Genomic DNA, 11,547 nt, shown 5'->3' with positions numbered 1-11,547 from the left:
AGCCGCAGATCGCGCCCCGGCATCACCGGAAGATCGAGGGCTTCGACGAAGCGGCCCTCTCGCCCTACCAGCAACAGAAGACTCGATTGTCCTCATGTCTCACGAGAGTCTGACAGGGAGGGCCTCGCCACGCAGGTAGTCAAGGATGCCGCGTCGCGTCACCACGGTGATCCTCGGCATGCCGCGCGACGCCGACGAGAGATCGGACTCAGTCATGCACCCGGGATGAACGTCGTCCGACTCACCAGGCAGGCGATTGACGACTCTTGGGCCTGTTGATTTCAGCAAGCGACGTCGCCGCCCGAGCCCCTGACATGATGAGTCCAGCCCACACTTCAGCCTGCTGAGGTCCGGGGTTGCTGACAACGAAGGCGCCGCGCCGCCCGTCCGTTTCAGAGAGATGTACGCCCCAGGGCTGGGGGTCCGGCGGAATGGTTGACGGGGCCGGGACCAACTCGTCCCGGCCCCGTCAACGATCTGTACTTTTGAACTGAACTCCACCACATCAGCGACGTGGTGGCGTTCAGATGTTGAACCGGAACTCCACGACGTCCCCGTCCCGCATCACATAGTCCTTGCCTTCCATGCGCGCCTTGCCCTTCGCGCGGGCCTCGGCGACCGACCCCGTCTCCACCAGGTCGCCGAAGGAGATGACCTCGGCCTTGATGAAGCCCTTCTGGAAGTCGGTGTGGATGACTCCGGCGGCCTCGGGGGCGGTGGCGCCCCTCTTGATGGTCCAGGCGCGGGATTCCTTCGGGCCGGCCGTCAGGTAGGTCTGGAGGCCGAGGGTGTTGAAGCCGACGCGGGCGAGGGTGGCGAGGCCGGGCTCATCGGCGCCGACCGACTCCAGGAGCTCCATGGCGTCCTCCTCGTCGAGCTCGGCGAGGTCCGCCTCCAGCTTGGCGTTGAGGAAGATCGCCTCGGCGGGGGCGACCAGGGCGCGCTGCTCGTTCTTGAAGTCCTCGTCGACCAGCTCGTCCTCGTCGACGTTGAAGACGTAGAGGAAGGGCTTCGTGGTCAGCAGGTGCAGGTCGTGCAGCGGCTCGGCGCGCTCGCTGCCCTGGACGATCCCGTGGCCGAAGAGCGTGTCGCCCTTCTCCAGGATCTCCTGGGCCTCCTCCACGGCCTTGACCTTCGGGGCGATGTCCTTCTTGATCCGCGACTCCTTCTGCAGGCGCGGCAGGACCTTCTCGATGGTCTGGAGGTCGGCGAGGATCAGCTCGGTGTTGATCGTCTCGATGTCGCCCTTCGGCGAGACCTTGCCGTCGACGTGCACGACGTTCTCGTCCTTGAATGCGCGGATGACCTGGCAGATCGCGTCGGACTCACGGATGTTCGCCAGGAACTTGTTGCCCAGCCCCTCGCCCTCGCTCGCGCCGCGCACGATGCCCGCGATGTCGACGAAGTCGACGGTGGCCGGCAGGATCCGCTCCGACTTGAAGATCTCCGCCAGCTTGGCCAGCCGGGCGTCGGGGACGCCCACGACGCCGACGTTCGGCTCGATCGTGGCGAACGGGTAGTTGGCCGCCAGCACGTCGTTCTTGGTCAGGGCGTTGAACAGGGTCGACTTGCCGACATTCGGCAGACCGACGATTCCGATCGTGAGCGACACGGTTGCGACTTCCCGGAGTGAGAGGGCTGGAGTATGAGAGGACTGGAGGGAGGGGACGGGCGGCAGAGGACGGGCGGCAGGCCCTGAGGGCCGGGCCGATCCACCAGTCTACGGCCTGCCCGCGCCCGCACCGGCGACGTATCGAACGCTTGCCCAAGGTCCCCGCGACGGCGTGTCTGAGGGGCGATTCGACACATAAACCGACCTAAGTTGGTCCAGTGGAGCAACACAGGACCCGACCCCCGCAGTACCGACCGCGACCCGGCGGACCGCCGTCCCTGCCCTCGCAGGCGGCGCGGGGCGGTGCGCCGCGTCGGTCGGCGGTCGCACGGCGGTCCGCTCCACCCCCGGTGCCGGCCGCACGCCGGTTCCCCAACCCTCGGCTGACCGGGCTGGGCGGCGGGCTGTTCTGCGGGGCGCTGATGTTCGTGCTCGGGTCCCTCGACGCGCTGCTGTTCGGGGCTTCGCCGACGGTGTACGGCGTGCTGTTCCTGCCGGTGTGCGTGCTGACGGCCGTCTGGATCCGGCGTGGCGATCTGGTGACCGCGCCCGTGGTCGTGCCGATCGCCTTCGCCGTGGGGCTGCTTCCCGTGGCCGACAGCGGTGGGGGGTTCGGGGGACGGCTGATGGGCCTGGTGACGGCCCTCGCCACGCAGGCCGGGTGGCTGTACGGGGGGACGCTCATCGCCGGGCTCATCGCGAGCGTCCGGAAGGTGCGGCTGATGGCGCGCAGGGCCGCGGCGCGCCGTCGGGCGGGGTGACAGGCAGCCGGACGACAGTCAGTCGGGGTGACAGTCAGCCGGGGTGACAGTCAGCCGGTGCGAATGTCGCTTACGACTCGTTCGCCGCATGCATCGCCGCCCCCACGATCCCCGCGTTGTTCAGCAGCTGTGCCGGGACGATCTCCGCCTTGATGTCCTGGATGTGGTGCAGGAACTTCTGGGACTTGCGGCTGACGCCGCCGCCGATGATGAACAGCTCCGGCGAGAACAGCATCTCGACGTGGGCGAGGTACTTCTGGACCCGGTGGTGGGCCCAGTACTCCCACGTCAGCTCCTCGTCCTCCTTGGCCTTGCTGGAGGCCCGCTTCTCCGCGTCGTGGCCGTGCAGCTCCAGGTGGCCCAGTTCGGTGTTCGGCACGAGGACGCCGTCGACGAAGAGTGCGCTGCCGATGCCCGTGCCGAAGGTGAGCAGGACGACCGTGCCCCGGCGGCCCCGGCCGGCGCCGAAGCTCATCTCGGCCACGCCCGCCGCGTCCGCGTCGTTGACCACCGTCACGGGCAGGCCGCCCAGGCGATCGCTGAACAACGCGCGCGCGTCCGTGTCGATCCAGCTCTTGTCGACGTTCGCCGCCGTGCGGATCGTGGCGCCGCCCGTGACCACTCCGGGGAACGTCAGCCCGACCGGTCCCGTCCAGCCGAAGTGCTCGACGACCTGTCTCACGCCGTCCGCCACCGAGTCCGGCGTCGCCGGGTGCGGAGTCAGCACCTTGAAACGCTCGTCCGCCAGGTCGCCCCTGTCCAGGTCCACAGGGGCGCCCTTGATCCCGGATCCGCCGATGTCCACGCCGAAGATCTGCATGGCTCTACGTTACGACGGACGACTGACAGTCACTCCGCCGGAGGTGGCCCTCACTCACCGGGCGCACCGGATCCACCGCGTTCCTCCACCAGCGCCGCCGCTTCCTCACGCAGGTCGCGGCGCAGTTCCTTGGGGAGGGAGAAGGTGATGGACTCCTCGGCCGCCTTCACCAGCTCCACGTCCACGTAGCCGCGCTGCGACAGCCATTCCAGGACCTGCTCGACCAGGACCTCGGGGACGGAGGCGCCGGAGGTGACGCCGACCGTGGACACGCCCTCCAGCCAGGCCTCGTCGATCTCGTCGGCGAAGTCCACGAGGTACGCCTCGCGGGCGCCCGCGAGCTTGGCGACCTCGACGAGCCGCTTGGAGTTGGAGGAGTTGCGGGAGCCGACGACGATCACCAGCTCGGCCTCGGCGCCCATCTGCTTGACCGCGAGCTGGCGGTTCTGCGTGGCGTAGCAGATGTCGTCGCTGGGCGGTGAGATGAGCTGCGGGAACTTCTCCTTCAGGGCGTCGACGGTCTCCATGGTCTCGTCGACGGAGAGGGTGGTCTGCGAGAGCCAGACGACCTTGGAGGGGTCGCGGACCTCGACCCCCGCGACATCGCCGGGGCCGTCGACGAGCTGGATGTGGTCGGGGGCCTCGCCGGAGGTGCCGATGACCTCCTCGTGGCCCTCGTGGCCGATCAGGAGGATGTCGTAGTCGTCGCTCGCGAACCGGACGGCTTCCTTGTGGACCTTGGTGACCAGCGGGCAGGTCGCGTCGATGGTGGCGAGCCGGCCGCGCTCGGCCTCTTCGTGGACGGTCGGGGCCACGCCGTGTGCGGAGAACATGACGATGTTGCCCGGGGGCACCTCTTCGGTCTGTTCGACGAAGACGGCGCCCTTCCGCTCCAGGGTTTGCACGACGTACTTGTTGTGGACGATCTCGTGGCGGACGTACACCGGAGCGCCGTACTGCTCCAGCGCTTTCTCGACGGCGATCACGGCGCGGTCCACACCCGCGCAGTAGCCACGGGGGGCGGCGAGCAGGACACGGCGGCCAGGCGAAGCAGTCATGCACCCCATCGTAAGGCCGCGATCGGACGGTCAGATATCGCACATGTGTCGGGTCGGTGGGGAGACCGAACCCGGGCCGGCGGGGCGTTGTCGTACCTGGCCGTTACCCTCGCGGCATGGCTGTCAATACGTCCGCGGAGTCTCCCCTGCCCGTAGGTGAGGTGTCGCGGCTCATCGGGGGCTGGATCGACCGGCTCGGGGCGGTGTGGGTCGAGGGGCAGATCACGCAGTTGTCGCGGCGGCCGGGCGCGGGCGTCGTGTTTCTGACGCTGCGTGATCCGTCGTACGACATCTCCGTCAGCGTCACCTGCTATCGCCAGGTGTTCGACGCCGTCGCCGATGTGGTGAGCGAGGGTGCGCGGGTCGTCGTACTGGCGAAGCCCGAGTGGTATGCGCCGCGGGGGCAGCTGTCCCTGCGGGCCGCGGAGATAAGGCCCGTGGGAGTCGGCGAGTTGCTCGCGCGCCTCGAGCAGTTGAAGAAGTCCCTTGCCGCCGAGGGGCTGTTCGCGCCGGAGCGGAAGAAGCCGCTGCCCTTCCTGCCCCAGCTCATCGGTCTCGTCTGCGGGCGTGCCTCCGCCGCCGAGCGGGACGTCCTGGAGAATGCCCGGCACCGCTGGCCCGCCGTCCGCTTCGAGGTGCGCAACGTCCCCGTGCAGGGGGTGCACGCCGTGCCGCAGGTCGTGCAGGCCGTGAAGGAGCTCGACGCGATCGACGACGTGGATGTGATCATCGTCGCGCGTGGCGGCGGCAGCGTGGAGGACCTGCTGCCCTTCTCCGACGAGCAGCTGATCAGGACCGTCGCCGGCTGTCGTACGCCTGTGGTGTCCGCCATCGGACACGAGCCGGACAACCCGCTCCTCGACCACGTCGCCGATCTGCGCGCCTCCACCCCGACCGACGCCGCCAAGAAGGTCGTACCGGACGTCGGGGAGGAGTACGAGCGCGTACGGATGCTGCAGGATCGTGCGCGGCGGTGTGTCGAGGCGTTCATCGAGCGGGAGGAGCGGGGGCTCGCACAGGCCCTCGCCCGGCCGTCGATAGAGGATCCGCACCGGATGATCGACGAACGGGCCGATCATGTGGCGTCGCTCGTCGAGCGGACCCGGCGCTGTCTCGGCCATCACCTCGACCGCGCGGACTCGGAGCTGACGCACACACACGCGCGTGTGGTGGCCCTCTCGCCGGCGGCGACCCTGAAGCGGGGGTACGCGGTGCTGCAGAAGGCCGACGGGCACGTCGTCCGCGACCCCGGCGAGGTCACGGGGGACGAGGTCCTGCGCGCGCGGGTTTCCGAGGGTGAGTTCGTGGTGCGAGTCGATGCATGAGTCACTGCATAGGGTGGGCGAATGACCAGCAAGGTGGATGAGGCGCTCGGGTACGAGCAGGCGCGGGACGAGCTGATCGACGTCGTACGGCGGCTGGAGGCGGGCGGTACGACGCTGGAGGAGTCCCTCGCGCTCTGGGAGCGCGGCGAGGAGCTGGCCAAGGTGTGCCGGCGGTGGCTGGAGGGGGCGCGGGCGCGGCTGGACGCGGCCCTCGCGGAAGAGGAGAAGGCGGAGCAGGGGGAAAACGCCGAGGACACCGAGTAGGCGTAGACGGCGCCGAGACCCGGATTGTGAAGCGGGTCACCACACTCCGGTCATTGTTGAAGATTGAACTTCATTCGCGTACCGTCGCAGACGTCAACCGGTCCCCGGTCCCCGGTCCGCTTCCGGGTCCGACGTACATCTGGAGAAGGTTCACCCATGTCCCTCGTTCTTGACGCCGCCGCCCAGGACCTGCTGTTCCGCGAGGCCCGCACCGCGAACACCTTCACCGACGAGCCGGTGACCGACGAGCAGATCCAGGCGATCTACGACCTGGTCAAGTACGGCCCGACCTCCATGAACCAGTCGCCGCTGCGCGTCACCCTGGTCCGCTCCCCCGAGGCCCGCGAGCGCCTCGTGAGCTACCTGATGGAGGGCAACCAGGCGAAGACGGCCGCCGCCCCGCTGGTCGCGATCCTGTCCGCGGACATCGAGTTCCACGAGGAGCTGCCGCAGCTCTTCCCGCACTACCCCCAGGCGAAGGACTTCTTCGGTGACCGCGGGGTGCGCGAGAACGCCGCCGCGCTGAACGCCGCCCTCCAGGCCGCGTACTTCATCATCGGCGTCCGCGCCGCGGGCCTCGCCGCCGGCCCGATGACCGGCCTCGACTTCGCTGGCGTCCAGAAGGAGTTCCTGGACGACGACCACGCCCCGCTGATGGTCATCAACATCGGCAAGCCGGGCGAGGACGCCTGGTTCCCGCGCTCCCCGCGCCTGGAGTACGAGCAGGTCGTCACCACGGTCTGAGCACTTCAGCGGTCTGGCACTGCCAGCGAGAGGCCCCCGGCATCACACGCCGGGGGCCTCGCTTGCGCCGGGCTCACGTCATCTTCAGCGCCTTGGTCATCTGCGTCAGCTGCTCGAACGAGCCGGTGCCCGCCACCACGGTCGTCGCGCCGTCACCCTTGTGTACCAGCGCGTCGTACCGGCCGCCCGTGTACCGCGTCCACGTCCGGCCGTCGATCTTCTGGGTGGTCCTGGTCGCCTCGGCGCCCTGGCTGGCCTCGTCTATGAACGTCGACGGCTTCTGAGTCGACTGCTCGATCTGGACGTACTCACCGCCAGGGGCCTGGAAGCCCAGATGCCAGGCGTCGAAGTCGTCACCCTGGAAGCGGACGGAGGTCGCCTTCCACTGGGCGGGCAGGCCCTCGGGCGCGGCCACCGGGTAGGACGCCGCGCGGCGCGCCGTGAGCAGCTCGACCCGGTAGTCGACCTTCTTGGTCTCCTGAGGGGAGTCGTCGTGCGGGATGAAGAGGTAGATGACCCCCGCCACGAGCGTGATCAGGCCCATCGAAAGGATCATGTCCCGGGCCGTCTTCTGCTTACCGTTCGAACCTGCCACGCCCCTATCGTCGCAGGTGCCCTGGTCCGCTCATCCGTGGGGCCCCCTGCTCATTTTGTCCCTCTGGAGATAGAGTCGGGCCCATACCCTCATCCGGCCGTCGTCGTATCAGAAAGGTGCGCTCCGATGACCGAGCATCATCATCTGCCGTCCGAGCTCGAAGTTCCCTCCGAGGCCCCCGACCGCAACCTGGCCCTGGAGCTCGTCAGGGTCACCGAAGCCGCGGCGATGGCCGCGGGCCGCTGGGTCGGGCGCGGCGACAAGAACGGCGCCGACGGTGCCGCGGTGCGTGCCATGCGGACCCTCGTCCACACCGTGTCGATGAACGGCGTCGTCGTCATCGGCGAGGGCGAGAAGGACGAGGCGCCGATGCTCTTCAACGGGGAGCGGGTCGGAGACGGGACCGGGCCGGAGTGCGACATCGCCGTCGACCCGATCGACGGCACCACGCTGACCGCGAAGGGCATGACGAACGCGATCGCCGTCCTCGCGGCCGCCGACCGCGGCTCGATGTTCGACCCGTCCGCCGTCTTCTACATGGACAAGCTGGTCACCGGACCCGAGGCCGCCGACTTCGTCGACATCAACGCGCCCGTCTCGGTCAACATCCGCCGGGTCGCCAAGGCAAAGCGGTCCACTCCCGAGGACGTCACCGTCGTCATCCTGGACCGGCCCCGGCACGAGGGGATCATCAACGAGATCCGGGAGACCGGCGCGCGCATCAAGCTGATCTCCGACGGCGACGTCGCCGGGTCGATCCTGGCGCTGCGCGAGAGCACCGGCGTCGATCTGCTGCTCGGCATCGGCGGCACGCCGGAGGGCATCATCTCGGCCTGTGCCGTGAAGTGCCTGGGCGGCACGATCCAGGGCAAGCTGTGGCCGAAGGACGACGAGGAGCGGCAGCGGGCGATCGACGCGGGGCACGATCTGGACCGGGTGCTGATGACGGACGACCTGGTGTCCGGAGAGAATGTCTTCTTCGTGGCGACCGGTATCACTGACGGCGAGTTGCTTCGGGGCGTGCGGTATCGGTCGGAGACGGCGACGACCGACTCGATTGTCATGCGGTCCAAGTCGGGGACGGTGCGGCGGATCAACTCCGAGCATCGGTTGAGCAAGCTGCGGGCGTACAGCGCGATCGACTTCGACCGCGCGAAATAGGGCGCCGCATCTCCAAAAGTCAGCCAAAGTCAGCCCGCATCTCCAAAAGTCAGGGCGCCCCCGGTGCGGAGGGGGCGCCCCTGACTTGCGTGCTGGGCCGGTCAGCCGGCTGCCGCTATACGGCCCGCCGACCTCGCCGCCTTCTTCAGTTCCAGGTCGCGGCGGCGGCGCCTCGCCAGGACGACGCGGCGTTCGGCGGCGGTGAGGCCGCCCCAGACGCCGTACGGCTCAGGTTGCAGCAACGCGTGCTCGCGGCACTCGACCATGACCGGACAGCGGGCGCAGACACGCTTCGCGGCCTCCTCGCGGGAGAGCCGGGCGGCGGTGGGTTCCTTGGAGGGTGCGAAGAACAGGCCGGCCTCGTCGCGCCGGCACACCGCCTCGGTGTGCCAGGGGGCGTCTTGGTCCCTGTCCCGCACTGGCACCCGCTGGGCCGGAACGGCAGCTACCTGCAGGGACGAATGCGGCGGTTGCAGCACGGTCTACTCCTGACGACGGCTTCGCGAGCGAGAGACGATGCAGCAAGGCCTACCCGCTGTGCGCGCGCCTATGCACTGAGTTCCGAACCGCTGGCCCCCGCTGCTTCCGCCTGCCCTCGTACGTGATCCGAGGGTCGATCACTTTGCTTCCCACCCGGCGGAATTCACAACCGTCAACGATCCAGATGTTTGCGCAAACTCTTGTCGACCTTGCGCTGCACGCGATCGAGGATGTCCGCGACGAGCTTGCCGCGCTTGGGCCTGCCCTCGATGTTGCCCAGCACGGCCCAGCCGTCCACATAGACGACGGGGGCGTCGGGCTCGGCCGAATCGAGCGTGTCCACCTCGAAGTTGCCGAGGACACCGCCGCCGGTGCCGCGCAGCGAGACGTTCTCCGGGACGCGGACCTCGACGTTGCCGAAGACCGAGATCGCCTTGATGACGACCTGCCGGTACTCGAAGATCGCCTCGCTGAGGTCGATCTCGACGCTGCCGAAGACCGCGTAGGCGTGGATACGGCGGCCCGCGCGCCAGCGGCCCTTGCGGACGGCGCTGCTGAACACCGCGACCACGTTGTCGTCCGGGTCGGTGGGTATCGCGTCCGTGGGGCGGTTGGGGGCGAGGGTGTAGCCGGGGGTGGCGCGGCGCTCGTGCGCGGCCGGCAGGTCCCGTATGAAGACCTCGAGCTCGCCGACCGTCTTGGCGTTCAGCACCCCCTCCACGCGCTCGGCGTGCTCGTCGGCGGTGAGGCGGCCCTCGGCGAGGGCCTCGCGCAGGAGGTCGGCGATGCGGTCACGCTCGGCGTCCGAGGCGCGCAGCTCGGCGACGGGCGGTGCGGTCTGCTGCTGATCCCGCGCTTCGGCGCGCTTCTGAAGGTCCACGGCAGCAGCGTACCGAAACGCGATAGATCGCGACTAGGCCTGTGGGCAACCAACTGAGGACTACCTCACAAGTTCATTGTCGGAGGCAGGTCCTACGCTGGTGGGCGCCCGCCAGTGTCGGCGGGCCGCCGTCTGTCGAGTGAGGAATGGGCGACATGCCGAGTAGTTCCCCCCCACCCAACCCTGCGTTCGCGTACACCGATCTGCTCCCCATGGGAGAGGACACCACCCCCTACCGGCTGGTGACCGCCGAGGGTGTCTCCACCTTCGAGGCCGACGGGCGGACGTTCCTCAAGGTGGAGCCGGAGGCGCTGCGCAAGCTGGCCGAGGAGGCCATCCACGACATCCAGCACTACCTGCGCCCGGCCCACCTGGCGCAGCTGCGCCGCATCATCGACGACCCCGAGGCGTCGGGCAACGACAAGTTCGTGGCGCTGGACCTCCTGAAGAACGCGAACATCGCGGCGGCGGGCGTGCTGCCGATGTGCCAGGACACCGGCACGGCCATCGTCATGGGCAAGCGCGGGCAGAACGTGCTGACCGAGGGCGGCGACGAGGAAGCGCTGAGCCGCGGCATCTACGACGCCTACCTGAACCTGAACCTGCGCTACTCGCAGATGGCTCCGCTCACCATGTGGGAGGAGAAGAACACCGGCTCCAACCTCCCCGCCCAGATCGAGCTGTACGCCACCGACGGCGGCGCCTACAAGTTCCTGTTCATGGCGAAGGGCGGCGGCTCCGCCAACAAGTCCTTCCTCTACCAGGAGACCAAGGCGGTCCTGAACGAGGCCTCCATGATGAAGTTCCTGGAGGAGAAGATCCGTTCGCTGGGCACGGCCGCCTGTCCGCCGTACCACCTGGCGATCGTCGTCGGCGGTACGTCCGCCGAGTACGCGCTGAAGACCGCCAAGTACGCCTCCGCGCACTACCTGGACGAGATCCCGGCCGAGGGCTCGCCGCTCGGCCACGGCTTCCGGGACGAGGAGCTGGAGGAGAAGGTCTTCGAGCTGACGCAGAAGATCGGGATCGGGGCGCAGTTCGGCGGCAAGTACTTCTGCCACGACGTGCGCGTGGTCCGGCTTCCCCGCCACGGCGCGTCCTGCCCGGTCGCCATCGCGGTGTCCTGCTCCGCCGACCGCCAGGCCGTCGCGAAGATCACGGCCGAGGGCGTCTTCCTGGAGCAGCTGGAGACGGACCCGGCGCGGTTCCTGCCGGAGACGACGGACGAGCACCTGGACGAGGCCGGGGACGTCGTGAAGATCGACCTGAACCAGCCGATGGACGACATCCTCGCCGAGCTGACCAAGTACCCGGTCAAGACCCGCCTCTCGCTGACCGGCCCGCTGGTAGTGGCCCGCGACATCGCGCACGCCAAGATCAAGGAGCGGCTGGACGCGGGCGAGGAGATGCCGCAGTACCTGAAGGACCACCCGGTGTACTACGCGGGCCCGGCGAAGACGCCCGAGGGCTACGCGTCCGGATCCTTCGGCCCGACCACCGCCGGCCGCATGGACTCCTACGTCGAGCAGTTCCAGGCGGCGGGCGGCTCCAAGGTGATGCTGGCCAAGGGCAACCGCAGCAAGCAGGTCACGGACGCGTGCGCGTCGCACGGCGGCTTCTACCTGGGCTCCATCGGCGGCCCGGCCGCGCGCCTCGCCCAGGACTGCATCAAGAAGGTCGAGGTCGTCGAGTACGAGGAGCTCGGTATGGAGGCCGTGTGGAAGATCGAGGTCGAGGACTTCCCGGCGTTCATCGTGGTCGACGACAAGGGCAGCGACTTCTTCCAGGATCCTGCGCCCGCGCCGACGTTCACGAGCATTCCGGTACGGGGGCCTGGCCTGACCTGA

At 68.8% G+C, this 11,547-nt stretch carries 12 protein-coding genes; 6 read left to right on the top strand and 6 right to left on the bottom strand.

What is annotated here, in order from left to right; translation table 11 throughout:
* Nucleotides 1–523: 523 nt before the first annotated feature.
* Complete coding sequence (ychF, locus tag Q4V64_RS33735) at nucleotides 524–1,612, bottom strand: redox-regulated ATPase YchF (RefSeq protein WP_124439457.1); 1,089 nt, start codon at nucleotides 1,610–1,612, stop codon at nucleotides 524–526.
* A gap of 218 nt (nucleotides 1,613–1,830) precedes the next feature.
* Here ychF and Q4V64_RS33730 point away from each other — a divergent pair, with 218 nt between their 5' ends.
* Nucleotides 1,831–2,373 carry a DUF6542 domain-containing protein gene (locus Q4V64_RS33730; protein ID WP_124439458.1) on the top strand — a complete coding sequence of 181 codons (543 nt, stop codon included), beginning with the start codon at nucleotides 1,831–1,833 and terminating at the stop codon, nucleotides 2,371–2,373.
* Nucleotides 2,374–2,443: 70 nt separating this feature from the next.
* Here the strand turns inward: Q4V64_RS33730 and ppgK are convergent, their stop codons facing one another.
* Together ppgK and Q4V64_RS33720 are read right to left on the bottom strand one after the other, a co-directional pair.
* Entirely contained in the window at nucleotides 2,444–3,193 is a 750-nt protein-coding gene (ppgK, locus tag Q4V64_RS33725) for a polyphosphate--glucose phosphotransferase (RefSeq protein WP_124439459.1), read from the bottom strand.
* A gap of 50 nt (nucleotides 3,194–3,243) precedes the next feature.
* Nucleotides 3,244–4,260 carry a 4-hydroxy-3-methylbut-2-enyl diphosphate reductase gene (locus Q4V64_RS33720; RefSeq protein ID WP_124439460.1) on the bottom strand — a complete coding sequence of 339 codons (1,017 nt, stop codon included), beginning with the start codon at nucleotides 4,258–4,260 and terminating at the stop codon, nucleotides 3,244–3,246.
* A 107-nt stretch (nucleotides 4,261–4,367) separates the two neighbouring features.
* Between Q4V64_RS33720 and xseA the strand changes: the two genes are divergently transcribed.
* The 3 genes from xseA to Q4V64_RS33705 all read left to right on the top strand — a co-directional run bounded on the left by xseA (nucleotide 4,368) and on the right by Q4V64_RS33705 (nucleotide 6,584).
* Nucleotides 4,368–5,576: an exodeoxyribonuclease VII large subunit gene (gene xseA / locus Q4V64_RS33715; protein ID WP_124439461.1), complete on the top strand. Its 1,209-nt coding sequence runs from the start codon at nucleotides 4,368–4,370 to the stop codon at nucleotides 5,574–5,576.
* 21 nt (nucleotides 5,577–5,597) lie between these two features.
* Nucleotides 5,598–5,840: an exodeoxyribonuclease VII small subunit gene (locus Q4V64_RS33710; protein WP_124439462.1), complete on the top strand. Its 243-nt coding sequence runs from the start codon at nucleotides 5,598–5,600 to the stop codon at nucleotides 5,838–5,840.
* A 156-nt stretch (nucleotides 5,841–5,996) separates the two neighbouring features.
* Nucleotides 5,997–6,584 (top strand): malonic semialdehyde reductase, encoded by a 588-nt coding sequence (locus tag Q4V64_RS33705; RefSeq protein WP_124439463.1) that lies wholly within the window; start codon nucleotides 5,997–5,999, stop codon nucleotides 6,582–6,584.
* Nucleotides 6,585–6,657: 73 nt separating this feature from the next.
* Here the strand turns inward: Q4V64_RS33705 and Q4V64_RS33700 are convergent, their stop codons facing one another.
* On the bottom strand, nucleotides 6,658–7,179 hold the full coding sequence (locus Q4V64_RS33700) for a DUF4245 domain-containing protein (protein WP_124439464.1): 522 nt from the start codon (nucleotides 7,177–7,179) through the stop codon (nucleotides 6,658–6,660).
* Between the two features lie 126 nt (nucleotides 7,180–7,305).
* On the opposite strand from Q4V64_RS33700, the gene glpX reads away from it, so the two are divergent.
* Complete coding sequence (gene glpX, locus Q4V64_RS33695) at nucleotides 7,306–8,340, top strand: class II fructose-bisphosphatase (protein WP_124439465.1); 1,035 nt, start codon at nucleotides 7,306–7,308, stop codon at nucleotides 8,338–8,340.
* Between the two features lie 101 nt (nucleotides 8,341–8,441).
* Here glpX and Q4V64_RS33690 read toward each other — a convergent pair whose 3' ends face one another.
* Together Q4V64_RS33690 and Q4V64_RS33685 are read right to left on the bottom strand one after the other, a co-directional pair.
* Nucleotides 8,442–8,819 (bottom strand): WhiB family transcriptional regulator, encoded by a 378-nt coding sequence (locus Q4V64_RS33690; RefSeq protein WP_124439466.1) that lies wholly within the window; start codon nucleotides 8,817–8,819, stop codon nucleotides 8,442–8,444.
* Between the two features lie 173 nt (nucleotides 8,820–8,992).
* Nucleotides 8,993–9,700 (bottom strand): DUF1707 domain-containing protein, encoded by a 708-nt coding sequence (locus Q4V64_RS33685; protein WP_124439467.1) that lies wholly within the window; start codon nucleotides 9,698–9,700, stop codon nucleotides 8,993–8,995.
* 155 nt (nucleotides 9,701–9,855) lie between these two features.
* On the opposite strand from Q4V64_RS33685, the gene Q4V64_RS33680 reads away from it, so the two are divergent.
* Entirely contained in the window at nucleotides 9,856–11,547 is a 1,692-nt protein-coding gene (locus Q4V64_RS33680; protein WP_124439468.1) for a fumarate hydratase, read from the top strand.

It is taken from the genome of Streptomyces sp. NL15-2K, from assembly GCF_030551255.1.
GTDB lineage: Bacteria > Actinomycetota > Actinomycetes > Streptomycetales > Streptomycetaceae > Streptomyces.
This window is presented reverse-complemented; position numbering and strand designations above follow the sequence as displayed.